This window comes from Saccharopolyspora sp. SCSIO 74807, assembly GCF_037023755.1.
Lineage (GTDB): Bacteria > Actinomycetota > Actinomycetes > Mycobacteriales > Pseudonocardiaceae > Saccharopolyspora_C > Saccharopolyspora_C galaxeae.
The window spans coordinates 16929-33178 of record NZ_CP146100.1; the positions used below are offsets into that span (position 1 = coordinate 16929).

Annotated in this window: 11 protein-coding genes; 4 read left to right on the top strand and 7 right to left on the bottom strand. The window is 71.0% G+C overall.

Annotated elements, in window-relative coordinates:
* Nucleotides 1–72 precede the first annotated feature (72 nt).
* Together V1457_RS00090 and V1457_RS00095 are read left to right on the top strand one after the other, a co-directional pair.
* A complete protein-coding gene (locus V1457_RS00090; protein ID WP_338598814.1) occupies nucleotides 73–1479 on the top strand; it encodes a gluconate:H+ symporter in 1407 nt (468 codons plus the stop codon).
* Nucleotides 1480–1763: 284 nt separating this feature from the next.
* Complete coding sequence (locus V1457_RS00095) at nucleotides 1764–4055, top strand: ATP-binding domain-containing protein (protein ID WP_338598817.1); 2292 nt, start codon at nucleotides 1764–1766, stop codon at nucleotides 4053–4055.
* On the opposite strand, the gene hxlB is transcribed toward V1457_RS00095, so the two are convergent.
* The 4 genes from hxlB to V1457_RS00115 all read right to left on the bottom strand — a co-directional run bounded on the left by hxlB (nucleotide 4056) and on the right by V1457_RS00115 (nucleotide 7700).
* The gene (gene hxlB, locus V1457_RS00100) at nucleotides 4056–4607 is read right to left on the bottom strand and encodes a 6-phospho-3-hexuloisomerase (RefSeq protein WP_200069965.1); all 552 of its coding nucleotides are present in this window, start codon (nucleotides 4605–4607) and stop codon (nucleotides 4056–4058) included.
* A complete protein-coding gene (locus tag V1457_RS00105; protein ID WP_338598821.1) occupies nucleotides 4604–5236 on the bottom strand; it encodes an orotidine 5'-phosphate decarboxylase / HUMPS family protein in 633 nt (210 codons plus the stop codon). Before V1457_RS00105 ends, hxlB begins: the two co-directional genes overlap by 4 nt.
* 193 nt (nucleotides 5237–5429) lie before the next feature.
* A complete protein-coding gene (locus tag V1457_RS00110) occupies nucleotides 5430–6422 on the bottom strand; it encodes a sugar kinase (protein WP_338598824.1) in 993 nt (330 codons plus the stop codon).
* 3 nt (nucleotides 6423–6425) lie between these two features.
* Nucleotides 6426–7700, bottom strand: coding sequence for an MFS transporter (locus V1457_RS00115; protein WP_338598827.1), 1275 nt, complete (start codon nucleotides 7698–7700; stop codon nucleotides 6426–6428).
* Between the two features lie 202 nt (nucleotides 7701–7902).
* On the opposite strand from V1457_RS00115, the gene V1457_RS00120 reads away from it, so the two are divergent.
* Both V1457_RS00120 and V1457_RS00125 read left to right on the top strand, forming a co-directional pair.
* Nucleotides 7903–8733, top strand: a complete 831-nt coding sequence (locus V1457_RS00120; protein WP_338598830.1) for an IclR family transcriptional regulator — start codon at nucleotides 7903–7905, stop codon at nucleotides 8731–8733.
* A complete protein-coding gene (locus V1457_RS00125; protein ID WP_307850007.1) occupies nucleotides 8730–9389 on the top strand; it encodes a YdcF family protein in 660 nt (219 codons plus the stop codon). Before V1457_RS00120 ends, V1457_RS00125 begins: the two co-directional genes overlap by 4 nt.
* Here the strand turns inward: V1457_RS00125 and V1457_RS00130 are convergent.
* The 3 genes from V1457_RS00130 to gltB all read right to left on the bottom strand — a co-directional run bounded on the left by V1457_RS00130 (nucleotide 9274) and on the right by gltB (nucleotide 16020).
* Nucleotides 9274–9513 (bottom strand): type II toxin-antitoxin system antitoxin SocA domain-containing protein, encoded by a 240-nt coding sequence (locus tag V1457_RS00130; RefSeq protein ID WP_307850044.1) that lies wholly within the window; start codon nucleotides 9511–9513, stop codon nucleotides 9274–9276. The genes V1457_RS00125 and V1457_RS00130 overlap by 116 nt on opposite strands.
* 464 nt (nucleotides 9514–9977) lie before the next feature.
* On the bottom strand, nucleotides 9978–11483 hold the full coding sequence (locus V1457_RS00135) for a glutamate synthase subunit beta (RefSeq protein ID WP_200069970.1): 1506 nt from the start codon (nucleotides 11481–11483) through the stop codon (nucleotides 9978–9980).
* Complete coding sequence (gene gltB, locus V1457_RS00140; protein ID WP_338598837.1) at nucleotides 11476–16020, bottom strand: glutamate synthase large subunit; 4545 nt, start codon at nucleotides 16018–16020, stop codon at nucleotides 11476–11478. The genes V1457_RS00135 and gltB overlap by 8 nt, the downstream gene beginning before the upstream one ends.
* Nucleotides 16021–16250: the final 230 nt, after the last annotated feature.

Sequence of the window (16250 nt, forward strand, 5' to 3'; positions counted from 1 at the left end):
AAAAAGTCATACTTAATGACTTCCGGCTCTTAGGCTGTGCCGCGCATCGAGCTCAGCGAGGAGCCACTACCCATGTCACTGAACCTCTCCCCCGCAGGCGCGGCCGTGCTCGCGCAGGCCCCCGCGGGCGCCTGGACCGGGCACGACACCCGCCTGCTGGCCGCCGCGCTGGCAGGCATCGGCGTAGTAGTCGTGCTGATCAGCTGGGTGAAGCTGCACCCGTTCCTGTCGCTGGCGTTGGGCGCGGCGACGCTCGGCGTGGTCGCCGGGATGCCCTTCACCGACCTCGTGGACACCTTCACCGGCGGGCTCGGCGACACCGTCGGCGACGTCGGACTGCTGGTGGCACTGGGCGCGATGCTCGGCAAGCTGCTCACCGACACCGGCGGGGCCGAGCAGATCGTGGAAACGGTGCTGGCCCGCACCACCCGGCGCAGCCTGCCGTGGGCGATGGTGTTCATCGCCGCGCTGCTGGGCCTGCCGATGTTCTTCGAGGTCGGCGTGGTGCTGCTGGTGCCGGTCGTGGTGATGGTCGCGGCCCGCTCCGAGCAGCCGATGCTGCGCATCGGCATCCCAGCGCTGGCCGGGCTGTCCATCCTGCACGGCCTGGTCCCGCCGCACCCCGGCCCGCTGGCCGCGGTGGACGCGCTGGGCGTGGACATGGGCGTGACGCTGGCGCTGGGCGTCCTGGTGGCCATCCCGACCGCGATCGTCGGCGGACCGCTGTTCGGCTCGTTCATCGCAAAGCGGGTGGAACTGCCGCCGGCGAGCGCGCTGCTGGGCAAGGCTCCGGAGCGGGAGGAAAGCGGCAGGCGGCCCGGTTTCGCGCTGTCGGTGGCGATGCTGCTGCTGCCGGTCGTGCTGATGCTGTGCAAATCGGTCGCCGACCTGTGGCTGACCGAGGGCACCGCGCTGTACTCGGTGCTGGACACCGTCGGCACCCCGGTCGTGGCGCTGATGCTGACCGTGCTGATCGCGATGTGCACGCTCGGGCCGCGCGCCGGGCTCGGCCGCACCGAGCTGTCCGGCATCGCGGGCGGCGCGCTGCCTTCGATCGCCGGGATCATCCTCATCGTCGGGGCAGGCGGCGGGTTCAAGGAGACCCTGGTCGAGTCCGGCGTGAACAAGATGATCACGGACGTGGCCGCGGGCGCGCACTTCTCGCCGCTGCTGCTGGCCTGGCTGATCGCGGTCGGCATCCGGGTCGCGACCGGTTCGGCCACCGTGGCCACGATCTCCGCGGCGGGCATGGTCGCTCCGCTGATCGCCGGGATGGACCCGGTGCATGGGGCGCTGGTGGCGCTGGCCGTCGGCTCCGGCTCGCTGTTCTTCTCGCACCTCAACGACGCCGGGTTCTGGCTGGTCAAGGAGTACTTCGGGATGAGCGTCGGACAGACGCTCAAGACCTGGTCGGCGCTGGAGACGATCCTGTCGGTCGTTTCGTTCGCGGTGATCTGGCTGCTGCACCTGGTGCTCTGAAAATGTCTCGGATTCGGTTTGCGGAGCGGGTCGGGTAGCTGAACCTCAGACGCCTTCTGGCTCCGGGATCTCTTCCTGAAGTAGCTCCCACCCCGCAAGCGGCTGGCGCCGCTTGTGCAGCGGACTCGAGCGGACCGGGGCGGCCACCTGCGGCCGGTATGATGGATGGTCGGACTCGTGCGGGGCGCCGCGGTGGACGCCCCGGCATCCGACATCTCCGGCACCGGAAATGCCCGGCGCCCGGGGGTCCGGCACATCACGGCTGAGCACAAGGTGGAGCCAAGTTGTCCAACGCCCGAGCCGATCGGGAACCCGAAGCCCGCACCGACGATCTGGCCGCCGAGCAGGCGTACGTCTCGACGCTCTACGACAAGCTCGACGAACTCCGGCGGGACGCCACGAAACGGCTGACCGAGACGCTGCGCCAGACCGGCGGCACGCCGCAGGCCCGCACCGAGCGGGACATCTCCACCACGATGTACACCGAGAAGCTGACCCAGCTCAGCGCCGTGGAACACGGCCTGTGCTTCGGGCGGCTGGACCTCGACAGCGGGGAGACCTTCCACATCGGCAGGCTCGGCCTGTTCGACGAGCAGCGCGAGTACGAACCGCTGCTGATCGACTGGCGCGCCCCGGCGGCCCGCCCGTTCTACCTGGCCACCGCGGCCGCGCGGGAGGACGTGTGGCGGCGGCGGCACCTGCGCAGCCGGTGGCGCACCGTGGTCGACCTGGAGGACGAGATCCTCGACCTGGACGCCGCCGAGCAGGGCAGCGACCTCGGGCTGGCCGGTGAGGCCACGCTGCTGGCCGCGCTGGACGCGCGCCGCACCGGGCAGATGGGCGACATCGTCGCCACCATCCAGGCCGAGCAGGACCGGATCATCCGCGCGCCGATGAACGGGGCGCTGGTGGTGCAGGGCGGACCCGGCACCGGCAAGACGGCGGTGGCGCTGCACCGCGCGGCGTTCCTGCTCTACACCTACCGCGAGCAGCTGACCAAGCGCGGTGTGCTGGTGGTGGGGCCGAACTCCACGTTCCTGCGCTACATCGGGCAGGTGCTGCCGTCGCTGGGCGAGACCGGGGTGCTGCTGTCCACGCCGGGCGAGCTGTTCCCCGGCATTCCGGCGACCGGCTCGGACAGCGCCGAGGCCGCCGAGATCAAGGGCCGGGCGGCGATGGTGCAGGTGCTCACCGCCGCCGTGCGGGACCGCCAGCAGGCGCCGAAGGACTACGTCGAGGTGATCTTCGACCGGGAGCCGTTGCGGATCGACCGGCGCAGCGTCGCCCAGGCCCGCACCAAGGCCCGGCGCTCCCGCAAGCCGCACAACCACGCGCGCAAGATCTTCCGCACCGAGCTGATCTCGGCGCTGACCACGCAGGTCGCCGATCGGCTGGGGCGCGACCTGCTGGAGCGCCGGGACCTCGACGACATCGGCGCGGAGCTGCGCGCGGACACCGAGGTCGGCAAGGTCCTCGACGACCTGTGGCCGCAGCTCGGCCCGCAGGAGGTGCTGGACGAGCTGTTCAGCGACCGCAAGCGGCTGAACACCGCGGCCCGCAAGCACCTGCCCGAACCGGAGCGCGAGCTGCTGCTGCGGGAGCCGGGCGCACCGTGGACAGCGGCGGACGTGTCGCTGCTGGACGAGCTCGCGGAGCTGCTCGGCGAGGACGACACCAAGGCGCGCGAGGAGCAGGAGCGCCAGCAGCGCGAGGAACTGGCCTACGCCCAGGGCGTGCTGCACATCATGGAGCAGGACGAGGAGATCGCCGACGAGGAGCGGCTGCGCGTCTCCGACGTGCTGGACGCGGAGCTGCTGGCCGAGCGCCAGCAGACGCGCAGCGACCTCACCGCGGCCCAGCGCGCGGCCGAGGACCGCACGTGGACGTTCGGGCACGTCATCGTCGACGAGGCGCAGGAGCTCTCGGCGATGACCTGGCGGGTGCTGATGCGCCGCTGCCCGAGCCGGTCGATGACGCTGGTCGGCGACATCGCGCAGACCGGGGCGCTGGGTGGTGCGGCATCGTGGCACGAGGTGCTCTCGCCGTACGTGGGCGAGCGCTGGCGGCTCGCGGAGTTGACGGTGAACTACCGGACTCCGGCCGAGATCATGGGCGTGGCCGCCGAACTGTTGTCCACAATGGACGTCGAGCTGGCGGCACCGACCTCGGTGCGCACCAGCGGGCACGAGCCGTGGGCGGAGCAGGTGCCGCAAGCCGAGCTGGCGACCGCGCTTCCCGAGCTGGTCGATTCGGAACTGTCCCGGATCGACGGCACGCTCGCGGTGCTGGTCCCGCCGCAGCACCTGGAGCAGGTGGGCGCGGGAGTGGCCGAGCGGGTGCCGGACGCCGTCGTCGGCACGCAGCCCGAAGGCGTGGAGTCGCGCGTGGTGGTGCTTACCGTGCAGCAGTCCAAGGGACTGGAGTTCGACTCGGTGCTGCTGGTCGACCCGGAAGGCGTGTTGGCGGAGTCCGCCCGCGGCACCAGCGATCTCTACGTGGGCCTCACCCGCGCCACGCAGCGGCTCGGGGTCGTGCACACCGGCGAGCTGCCCGACGTCCTGTCCGGTTTGGACTGATCACTCGGTCTTGACGTGCGCGGCTTTTGCCGCGTCGTTGCCGATTTCTCGCAGCTGGGCCAATCGCAGGCACACCGCGTCGAAGACGAGGTGCACGCACTGGTCGAACAGGCTGGACAGCGGTTGCACGGATGCGGCTTCGCCTTCGCGGCGGTGCTTCGTGGCGGCGGGCACGTGCAGCACGTCGTCGGCGGTCGTGCCGAGTTCGGCGGCGGGATCGGTGGTCACCGCGAGCACTTTCCCGCTTGCGCGGCGGCATTCCTGCGCGGCGCGCACGGTTCCTGCGGTGCTGCCGGAACCGGAGACGGCGATCAGCGTGTCGCCCTCGGCCATCGCAGGTGCCGTGGTCTCGCCGACGACGTGCACCTGGAGTCCCAAGTGGACCAGGCGCATTGCGAAGGCATCGGCCATGAAACCGGATCGGCCCGCGCCCGCGACGAACACGCGGCCCGCTGCGTCGAGCGCGGCGGCGGTGCGTTCGACGTCGTCGCGGTCGACTCGGTCGAGCACTCCGCCGATTTCGGTGCTGATCACGTTCAGCAGGTCGTTCACCCGGACTCTCCTCTCACCACTGTGGACATATCGGCGGCCGCACCGGCCGGATCGGCGGCCGCGGTGATCGCCGAGCCGACGATCACGCGCAGGCCGGGGTTGCTCCCGCGCAGCCGGGTCACGTCGTCCCTGGTCAAGCCACCCGCCAGGGCGATCCGGCGACCGCGGGTCCACTCCCCCAGCGCGTCGGCGGCCGCGTGCCCGACCTGTTGGGCATCTTTGCCGATGTGCGGGGCGAACACGACTTCGGCGGGCAGGTCGCGCAGCAGCTCGTCCCGGCGCCGCCCGGAAACCGCGAGCAGGTCGAGCACGGCCTCGGCCCCGGCGTCCCGCGCCAGCTCGACGCAGCGGTGCACGGTGGCGTCGGTGGTCGCGGCCAGCACTGTCGCCGCTCGAGCGCCGTGGTCGAACGCCATCCCGAACTCGGTCGCCGCGTCGTCGGCGGTTTTCAAGTCCGCCAGCACCGGTGTTCCCGCGGCCGCACCGACCACTTCGGACACGCTGCGCATCCCGTAGCGCTTGATCAGCGAGGTGCCGACCTCGATCCAATCGGCGTGCGCGCGGACCTGGTCGGCCAGCCGGACGGCGCGTTCCAGGTCGATGCGGTCCAGCGCCACTTGTAGCTGCAAGTGCTCGTTCTCCTTGTGCTGCGCGGGTTTCAGGCGTGCGCGCGGAGCGCGTCTTCGAGGTGCGTTCACGGTGATTTTCGGTCTTTGTCTTGTCAGCGGCGCAGCCGCTGAGCAGCGACCACGCAAGCAACCGGCACCGCCGCGGGTTCTCAGCGGCTTCCTCGCGAGGACAGCGATTTCGCCGCGTAGGGTGCTACGTCAGAAATCGATCCCGCAGCGAGGAAGTCGCTGAGGTTCCGCCACCGGCACCGCTACGCAACTCACCCTGAAGGGATTCCTCAAGAGTCTTCCTAGTGGGCAGACCGTCCATGTCGCCTTCGCTCGTGGTGGCCAGCGCACCTACCGCGCAGGCTCGGCGCAGTGCAGCCTCGTCGTTTTCCCCGTCGAGGCGGGCACTGATGAAACCGGCGGCGAAGCCGTCACCGGCGCCGACGGTGTCGACCACCTCGACCGGGAAAGCCGTTGCGTGGCAGGTGGTTTCACCGGTGTGCAACGAAGCGCCGTCCGCGCCGAGCTTGACGACCACTGTGGACGCGCCGAGATCCAGGCAACGCGCGGCGACACCTTCCGGAGTGGCATCACCGAACAGCGCCTTCCCCTCGGCGAGGCCGGGCAGCACCCAGTCGGCCAGCGCGGCGAGTTCGGTCAGCACCGCCCGCATCTCCGCCCGGTCCGGCCACAACGCGGTCCGCAGGTTCGGGTCGAACGAGACGGTCGCCCCGCAACGGCGCGCGGCGGCCACCGCCTCGAAGGTGAACCGGCGGGTTTCTTCCGACAGCGCCGGGAAAATCCCGGTGACGTGCAGATGCCGGGCGGCACCGACCACCGCCTCCGCCGCGGCGGACCAACGGTGCCGGGAAGCCGCCGAACCGCGGCGGAAGTACACGACCTCCGGATCACCGGCGCGGACCCGGCTCTTGAGCTGGAAACCGGTCGGCGCGGACGGGTCGGTGGTCAACCCGCCGATCCCTTCGGCGGCGAAGACCCGCTGCGCGCGGGCTCCGAACGGGTCGTCGCCGACCGCACCCAGGTATCGCACCCGGTGCCCGAGCCGGGACAGCCCGACCGCGACGTTCATCTCCGCACCGGCCAGCCGCGCCGTGTAGCGGTCCACCTCCGGCAAGCTGCCGACCTCGGCGGCGACGAACATCGCCATCACCTCGCCGAAGGTCACCACGTCGCTCATCGGCTACGCGCTCCCGGTCTCGTAGGAACCGCGCCGCACCAGCGGAATCAGCAGCGCTGATAAGCCCATTGTGGACGCCATCAGCACGAACGAGGCCGCGGTTGCGCCGGTCGCGTCGTTGAGCCAGCCCACCAGGTAGGTGCCGATGAACCCGCCGAACGAGCCGGCGGTGTTCACGCAGCCCACACCCGCACCCGCGAAATTCTTCGGCAACGACTCCGAAACATAGGCGAAGTACGGGCCGTACGGCGCGTACATGGCGCCTCCGGCCAGGATGAGCAACCCGAAAGCGAGCCAGAAGTTCTGCGGACCGGCCACATAGGACAGGTAGAACGCGACGCCGCCGAAGAGCAGCCACGGCCACACGAACCGCGGCCTGCTGCCCGCGCGGTCGGAGGCGCGCGAGTTCAGCACCATCAGCAGCGCGGCCACGCCGAACGGGATCGCCGAGAGCAACCCGCTCATCCCGATCCCCTCGCCGGTGCCCGCCGCGACGATGCTCGGCAGCCAGAACACCAGCCCGTACACGCCGATGCTCCACAGCAGGTACTGGATCGACAGCAGCACCACCGGCCGCGACCGGATCGCCTCGGCGAACGTCCCCGCCGCCGTGGTCTGCTGCCGCTCACCGTCCAGCGCGTCGATGACGGCGCGCTTCTCGGCATCGCCCAGCCACTTCGCCTCGCTCGGGTGGTCCGAGACCAGCGCGCGGAACACGAAGGCCCACAGCACGGCGGGCAGGCCCTCGATGACGAACATCTCCCGCCAGCCGGTCAGCTCCACCAGATAACCGGACACCGCGTTGAGCCACATCACCGTGACCGGGTTGCCCAGGATGAGGATCGCGTTGGCGCTGCCGCGCTCGCCCTTGGTGAACCAGCGCGCCAGGAACACCACCATCGCGGGCAGCACGGCCGCTTCCACCGAGCCGAGCAGGAACCGCACCACCAGCAGCGCGATCCCGCTGTGCAGCAAGCCTTGCGCGGCGGCGAGCACGCCCCAGGCCAAGGTGCACCAGAAGATCAGGTTCCGGACGCTGCGGCGCTCCGCGTAGAGCGTGCCGGGGATCTGGAACAGGCAGTACCCGAGGAAGAACGAGGCGCCGATCAGCGAGGACATCGCGCCGGACAGCGCCAGGTCCTCCTTGAGCCCGCCCGCGACGCCGATCGAGAAGTTCGACCGGTCCAGGTAGGCCAGCGAGTAGGTCACGAACGCCACGGGCAGCAGCCGCAGCCACCGCTGCCGCCCGAGTTCGGCCGGAGCCGGGGTCGTCGTCACGGCGAACTCCTTTGTGCGCCAACTGTGCTGTTTACCGCAGAGGTTTACCGCAGCTATTTGCCGCAGTCGTTTACCGCAATGCGGGAAACTTTTCGATATTGCGGAAAGACTAGAGAACGTGGGACAACCGGGTCAACACCGGGCCGATACGATCCGGGCGAGGACGCGCCGGGGAACGCGCGCGGTGAGTTAGGGGGATGACGTGCCCGCCTCGGCTGAGAACTCCGCTGCGGACGGCCCACGTGACGAGCGGCCACGCGACGACGGCAGACGTGGCGACACGGCCGGCAGCGACATGGTGGGCAAAGCCCTGCGGCTGCTGGTGCTGCTCGGCGACGCCCCGAAGGGCATCACGCTGTCCGACCTCGCGCGGCAGGCCGGTTACCCGGTGAGCACCACGCACCGGCTGCTGAACTCCATCGCCCGCGAGGAGTTCGCCGTGCTCGACGAGGACCGGCGCTGGAGCCTGGGCCTGCGGATGTTCGAGCTGGGCCAGCGGGTGCTGCACGCGCGGGGTTTCGCCGAGACCGCCACGCCGGTGCTGCGCCGGATCACCGCCGAGACCGGCGAGTCGGCGCTGATGTCCGTGCTGGACGGGCACGACCAGCTCTACGTGCACTTCGTGGAGGGCACCCAGCAGGTGCAGATCACCGGCGAACCGGGCAGGCGCGGCCCGCTGCACTGCACCTCGATGGGCAAGTGCCTGATCGCGTTCGCGCCGCAGCAGGTGCGGGAAGCGCTGCTGGCCGAGCTCGAACTGCCCGCTCTGGGCCCGCGCACCATCACCGACCGCGCCGCGTTCCGCGCCGAGATCGAACAGGTGCGCCGCGACGGCTACGCCACCGCCGAGGAGGAGCACGAGGCGGGCATCATCGCCATCGGCGTGCCGGTACTCGGCCCCGGCGGCACGGCGACCGCCGCGCTTTCCACCGCCGCCCCCGCTTTCCGCAGCTCGCTGGAAGCGATGCGCGAGCACCTGGAACCGCTGCGCCGCGCCGCCCGCGAGCTCGCGATCACGCTGCCGGGGCGGTGAACGCCGTGCTGCCGCCGGAATTGCGGGACGACGTCCGAACGCTGTGGGACTACCACGACCTGGGTCACGAGCTGCGCCGGTGCGATGTGGGGGTCGGGCTCGGCGGTCACGACCTCGGCGTTGCCACGCACACCGCGGAGTTGTTCCACGCCGGGTGGTTTCCGCGGATCGTGTTCACCGGCGCGAACGCGCCGACGACGGTCGAGCGCTTCCCGCGCGGCGAGGCGGTGCACTTCCGCGCGCACGCGCTGGAGCTCGGCGTGCCGGATTCGGCCGTGCTGCTGGAAACGCGGGCCACGAACACCGGGGAGAACATCACCAACACCAGAGATCTGCTTGCCGCGCAGGGGATTTCCGCGCGCGAGGTCATGCTGGTCTCGCGGCCGTACCAGCAGCGCCGCGCGTACGCGACCGCGAAGAAGCTGTGGCCGGAGGCCGAATTCGTCTGCTCCGCGCGGCCGTTGCCGGTGGACGAGTACGTCGCGGACATCGGCGACCCGGACCGCGTGATCAACATGCTGGTCGGCGACACCCAGCGGATCACCCGCTACGCGGAACTCGGCTTCGCGACTCCGCAGGAGGTCCCCACCGAGGTCCGCGCCGCCTACGACCGGCTGGTGGCGGCCGGGTACACCAGCCGGGCGCTGCCGGAGTGAGGTCCGGCACCACCGGGCCGTTCGCCCACGCCTGCACCGGCTCGTCGAACAACGGCCGTTCGTCCCACACCAGATGCCACGCTTGGCTGTAGTAGACGAGCTTTTGCAGCTTCATCGCCGTCATCGGGCCGTGCCGGTGCAAGATGTACGCGGCCACATCCTTCGCGTTCGCCACCGCTGCCCCCTTCCGTCCGCGAAGCCATGGTGCCAGGCCGCACCGACGATTCGTGCGGAGATGATCAGACGCAGTCGGCGAGTCACCCGAAAAGGGAGCAACACCCGCAGACCGGCAACGAGGGCCGGAGGGTTCGCCGGTGCGGTGGATCCGCGGCCGCGGTCGGCACGCGGCTGCCTCACGTGCGGATGCCGTCGATGACGATGGTCAGCAGCCGATCGGCCTCGGCCGCCGGTTCGGCGGCGTGGCTGTCGCTGATCGCGGTGTCCGACATCGGCGCCTGCCGGACTTCTACGCCGCGCACGAGATGTCGAACGTCTTCGACGCCGACGCCCGGCCGGAACGGGTGCGGGAACTCGGCCTGCCCACCACCGGGTTCGCGGAGTGGGCAGCGCGGAACATGCGGTGAGGGCTCACACCGTCGCCAGCGGCAGGGCCGTCGGGTGCACCGGCGCGGGCAGGTCGGAGGCGCCGGTGAGGTGGGCGTCCACGGCCTGCGCCACCGAACGGCCCTCCGCGATCGCCCACACCACCAGCGACGCGCCCCGGTGCGCGTCGCCGCAGACGAACACGTCCGGCGCGGTGGTCTCCCAGTTCGAGCCGCAGCCGATGCTGCCGCGCGGGGACAGCTCGATGCCGAGCCCGTCCAGCAGTGGCATGTGCTCGACGCCCTCGAACCCGATCGCCAGCAGCGCCAGGTCGCAAGGGTGCTCCTCGGCGGTTTCCGCGACCGGCACGACCTGCCTCCTGCCGTCGGCGTCGCGCTCGACGCGGACCTCGCGCAGCCGCACCGCGCGCACGTCGCCGTGCTCGTCGCCGACGAATTCCTCGACGGCCACGGCGAATCTGCGCTCCCCCGCTTCTTCGTGCGCTGGGTAGGTGCGCAGGATGTACGGCCAGGTCGGCCACGGCGATACGTCGTCGTCGCGGGTTTCCGGCGGCTGCGGGTACTGGTCGAGCTGGGTGACGCTCAGCGCGCCTTGGCGGGTCGCGGTGCCGTAGCAGTCGGCGCCGGTGTCACCGCCGCCGATGACGACGACGTGCTTGCCGTGCGCGGAGATCGGCGTGGGGCCGTCGCCTTCGCGTTCCTTGTTCGCCGGGACCAGGTGGTCCATGGCCAGGTGCACCCCGCCCAACTGCCTGCCCGGCACGGTCCGGTCGTCGCGGCCGCGCAGCGCGCCGACCGCGAGCACCACCGCGTCGTGGCCGGCGCGCAGTTGCTCGACGGTCAGGTCCGCACCTACCTCGCAGCCGGTGACGAACCTGGTGCCTTCCGCGCGCATCTGCGCCAACCGCCGGTCCAGCGCGGACTTCTCCATCTTGAACTCGGGGATGCCGTAGCGGAGCAGGCCGCCGATGCGGTCGTCGCGCTCGTAGACGGTCACCTCGTGCCCGGCGCGGGTGAGCTGCTGCGCTGCGGCCAGCCCGGCGGGGCCGGAGCCGACGACGGCGACCCGGTCGCCGGTCTGCTCCTGCGCGAGCTGCGGGTGCACGTAGTCGTTCTCCCAGCCGACCTCGGCGATGGTCTCCTCGATCCGCTTGATCGCGACCGCGCCACCCGCGTCCGGCGAGATCGCCAGCACGCAGGCGGATTCGCACGGGGCGGGGCACAACTTGCCGGTGAACTCCGGGAAGTTGTTGGTGGCGTGCAGCCGGTCGCTCGCCTGCTCCCACTTGCCGCGGCGGACCTGGTCGTTCCACTCCGGGATGAGGTTGCCCAGCGGGCAACCCGCCGAGCCGGAGTGGCAGAACGGGATCCCGCAATCCATGCAGCGCGCGGCCTGCGCGGACACCTGCTCATCGCGGTCCGATGTGGACAGTGCCGCGTAGACCTCGCGCCAGTCGCCGAGGCGGTCCTCGTAGGACCGCTTGGGCGCGTCGGCGCGGGAGTACTTCAGGAAGCCCTTGGGATCAGCCACGGGACGCCTCCATGATCGCCTCGTCGATGTCGCGGCCTTCGGAACGGGCCAGCCGCATGGCCTCCAGCACCCGCGCGTAGTCCCGCGGCATGATCTTGGTGAACGCCGCGGAGCGCCGCGTCCAGTCGCCCAGCAGCGACGCGGCGACCGCGGAACCGGTCAGCTCGTGGTGGCGGCGCACGATCCCGTGCAGCCACCGCAGGTCCTCGCCGCTGGGCCGGTGCAGGTCGACCATGGCGGTGTTCGCCCGCACCGGGTCCAGGTCCAGCACGTAACCGATGCCGCCGGACATGCCCGCGGCCACGTTGCGGCCGGTCGTGCCGAGCACCACCGCGCGCCCGCCGGTCATGTACTCGAAGGCGTGATCACCGGCGCCTTCGGCGACCAGGTCGGCGCCGGAGTTGCGCACCGCGAACCGCTCCCCGACCTGCCCGCGCAGGAACACCTCGCCGGAGGTCGCGCCGTAGCCGACGACGTTGCCCGCGATCACTTGGTCCGCCGCCGCGAACGCGGCGTCCCGGTGCGGGCGCACCACCACGCGACCGCCGGAGAGGCCCTTGGCGACGTAGTCGTTCGCGTCACCGACCATTTCCAGCGTCACGCCCGGCGGCAGGAACGCGCCGAGCGACTGGCCCGCCGAACCCTCCAGCTGCACGTGGATCGTGTCGTCCGGCAGTCCTTCGCCGCCGTAGCGGCGGGTGACCTCGGCGCCGAGCAGCGTGCCCACGGTGCGGTTGACGTTGCGCACCGGCAGTTGCAGCCGCACCGGGTGGGCGTCCTCCAGCGACGCCTCGGCCAGCTGGATCAGCGTGCGGTCCAGGGCGTGATCGAGTCCGTGGTCCTGCTCGCGGGTCTGGTGGCGCACCGGCGAGTACGGCGTCTCCGGCTCGGCGAACACCGGCGAGAGGTCCAGCCCGGCGGTCTTCCAGTGCTGCACGGCCTCTTCCGTGCGCAGCACGCCGACCTGCCCGATCGCCTCGCGCAGGCTGCGGAAGCCGAGTTCGGCGAGGTATTCGCGGACTTCTTCGGCGACGAACTCGAAGAAGTTCACCACGTGCTCGACCTGGCCGGTGTAGCGCTTGCGCAGCTGCGGGTTCTGGGTGGCCACGCCCACCGGGCAGGTGTCGAGGTGGCACACGCGCATCATCACGCAGCCCTCGACGACCAGCGGGGCGGTCGCGAAGCCGTACTCCTCGGCGCCCAGCAGCGCGCCGATGAGCACGTCCCTGCCGGTTTTCATGCCGCCGTCGACCTGCACCGCGATCCGGTCGCGCAGGCCGTTGAGCAGCAGCGTCTGCTGCGTCTCGGCCAGCCCCAGCTCCCACGGCGTGCCCGCGTGCTTGAGCGAGGTCAGCGGTGCCGCACCGGTGCCGCCGTCGTGCCCGGAGATCAGCACCACGTCCGCGTGCGCCTTGCTCACGCCCGCCGCGACGGTGCCGACGCCGACCGAGCTGACCAGCTTCACGTGCACCCGCGCCTGCTCGTTGGCGTTCTTCAGGTCGTGGATCAGCTGCGCCAGGTCCTCGATCGAATAGATGTCGTGGTGCGGCGGCGGCGAGATCAGCCCGACGCCGGGCGTGGAGTGCCGCGTCTTCGCGATCCACGGGTAGACCTTGTGCGCAGGCAGCTGGCCGCCCTCGCCGGGCTTGGCGCCCTGCGCCATCTTGATCTGGATGTCGGTGCCGTTGACCAGGTATTCGCTGGTGACCCCGAAGCGGCCGGAGGCGACCTGCTTGATGCCGGAGCGCCGTTCGGGGTCGTGCAGCCGGTCGGCGTCCTCACCGCCTTCGCCGGAGTTGGAGCGGCCGCCGATCCGGTTCATCGCGATCGCCAGGGTCTCGTGCGCCTCGGCGGAGATCGCGCCGTAGCTCATCCCGCCGGTCGCGAACCGCTTCATGATCTCCGAAGCGGGTTCGACCTCGTCGACGGATATCGGCTCCCGGTCGCTGCGCAGCTCGAACAGCCCGCGCAGCGTGCCGCCCTCGCGGGCCAGCCGGTCGCACTCGGCGGTGTAGCGGCGGTACGCCTCGATCTTGCGGGTCTTGGTGGCGTGCTGGAGCAGGAACACCATCTCGGGGCTGAACAGGTGCAGCTCGCCCTCGCGGCGGTAGGAGTACTCGCCGCCGACCTCCAGCCGCCGGTGCACCCGCTCGGTCGGGTTTTCCGGGTAGGCGCGGCGGTGCCGCTGCGCGACCTCCTCGGCCAGCACGTCCAGTTCGGCGCCGCCGAGCAACGCGGCGGTTCCGGTGAAGTACTCGTCCACCAGCCGCTTCGACAAGCCGACGGTCTCGAAGATCTGCGCGGCGGTGTAGGCGCCGACGGTGGAGATGCCCATCTTGGACATCACCTTCAGCACGCCCTTGACCAGTGCTTGCACGTAGTTGCGGATCGCCACCCGCGGCCGGAGCCCGCTGATCTGGCCGCCGGAGATCATGTCCTCGATCGTCTCGAACGCCAGGTACGGGTTGACCGCGGCGGCGCCGTAACCCAGCAGCGCGGCGATGTGGTGCACCTCGCGGGCATCGCCGCTTTCCACCACCAGCGCCACCTGCAGCCGCTCCTTGGTGCGCACCAGGTGGTGGTGCACCGCGGAAACCAGCAGCAGCGACGGGATCGGCGCCATCCGGTGATCGGAGTCGCGGTCCGAAAGCACTAGTACCCGGGCGCCCACTCGAATCGCCTCGGAGGCGTCCTGGCGGACCCCTTCGATGGCCTCGGCCAGCGCCTCGCCCCCGCCGTCGACCTCGTAGAGCCCGGAGAGCACGGCAGAGCCGAACCCGGGCAGGTCGCCGTCGGAGTTGATGTGGATGAGCTTGGCCAGCTCGTCGTTGTCGATCACCGGGGTCGGCAGCACGACGTGCCTGCAGGAGGAAGCGGCCGGTTCCAGCAGGTTCTGCTCCGGGCCCATCACGCGCGCCACCGAAGTCACGATCTCCTCCCGGATCGCATCCAGCGGCGGGTTCGTGACCTGCGCGAAGTGCTGCACGAAGTAGTCGTAGAGCAGCCGCGAGCGCTGCGAGAACGCCGCGGACGGGGTGTCCGAGCCCATCGATCCCAGCGGTTCGGCGCCGCCGGAGGCCATCGGGGCCAGCAGCATCGCCAGCTCTTCCTCGGTGTAGCCGAACGCGAGCTGGCGGCGCACCACCGACTCGTGGCTGTGCACCACGTGCTCCCGGTCCGGCAGCTCGCCAAGGTTGATCTGGCCGGCGTGCAGCCACTCGCCGTAGGCGTGCCCGGCGGACAGTTCCGCCTTGACCTCGTCGTCATCGACGAGCCGGCCCTGCTCGGTGTCGATCAGGAACATCCGGCCCGGCTGCAACCGGCCCTTGGCCACGACGTCGGCCGGGTCGATGTCGAGCACGCCGGACTCGCTGGCCAGCACCACCCGGTCGTCGGCGGTGCGCCACCAGCGCGCCGGGCGCAGGCCGTTGCGGTCCAGCACCGCGCCGACCAGCGAACCGTCGGTGAAGGTGACGCAGGCCGGGCCGTCCCACGGCTCCATCAGGCCCGCGTGGAACCGGTAGAACGCCTTGCGCTTCGGGTCCATCTCGGCGTGGTTCTCCCACGCCTCCGGGATCATCATCAGCACCGAACGCGGCAGGCTCCGGCCGCCCAGGTGCAGCAGCTCCAGCACCTCGTCGAACGACGCCGAGTCCGAGCCGTCCTCGGCGCAGATCGGGTACAACCGGGACAGGTCGCCGGGGATCAGGTCGGATTCCAGCAGCGCCTCGCGGGAGCGCATCCGGTTGCGGTTGCCGCGAATCGTGTTGATCTCGCCGTTGTGCGCCATGTAGCGGAACGGGTGCGCCAGCGGCCACGACGGGAACGTGTTCGTGGAGAACCGGCTGTGCACCAGCGCGATGGCGGTGCGCAGCCGCTCGTCGACGAGGTCGGGGAAGAACAGCGGCAGCTGCTCGGTGGTCAGCATCCCCTTGTAGATCAAGGTGCGCGCCGACAGCGACGCGAAGTACAGCTCTCGCCCATCCCGCTCCGACTCCCGCTCGGCTCGTTTGCGCAGGCAGAACGCCCGGCGGTCCAGTTCCAGACCGGCCTCCCCGTCCGGGCCGGCGACCAGCAGCATCGCGAAGTGCGGCATGCATCCGCGCGCCGTCACGCCCACCTCGGCGCCGTCCGGGTCGGTCGGCACGTCCCGCCAGCCGAGCACGGTCAGGCCCTCCTCGGCGGCGATGCGTTCGGTCGACTCGACCGCCCGGCGGCGCTGCCCGGCGTCGGCGGGCAGGAACGCGATGCCCGCTGCGTAGCGGGACCGGCCGGCGGCATCCGGCTCGGGCAGGTCGAACTCGCTGCGCAGCAGTTCGTCCGGCAGCTGCAGCAGCAGCCCTGCGCCGTCACCGCTGGTGGGTTCGGCACCGGCCGCGCCGCGGTGGTCCAGGTTCCGCAGGGCGGTCAGCGCGTCGGCCACGATGCCGTGCGAACTCCGCCCCTGGACGTCGGCCACCATGGCCACGCCGCAGGAATCGTGTTCGGCAGCGGGGTCGTAGAGCCCCTGGGTGGCGGGAATGGCAGAGAAGACCACTGCGCAAACCTCCCTCGTCGATGTGCTGGGATGCGCCGCGCTGGGGCGGTTTCTCCCTGGGCACGGGACGACGCTGGCCCGCGTGTGCTGTCCGGCATCGGACTCTGCTCGTCCGGCGCTGGGTCGTCCGGCGCTGGACTGGGGGATTCCCGTCACCGGACGGGAATTCGGCGGAACCGGTCAGCGGCACCGGCTCGCCGAGAGGAGTCATCGGCGACCCGGTCCATGCG

Excerpts from the sequence above, each read along its gene's own strand:
- V1457_RS00090 (WP_338598814.1), top strand. The coding sequence starts at position 73 with ATGTCACTGAACCTCTCCCCCGCAGGCGCGGCCGTGCTCGCGCAGGCC.
- V1457_RS00110 (WP_338598824.1), bottom strand. The coding sequence starts at position 6,422 with ATGAGCGACGTGGTGACCTTCGGCGAGGTGATGGCGATGTTCGTCGCC.
- V1457_RS00130 (WP_307850044.1), bottom strand. The coding sequence starts at position 9,513 with ATGACGGCGATGAAGCTGCAAAAGCTCGTCTACTACAGCCAAGCGTGG.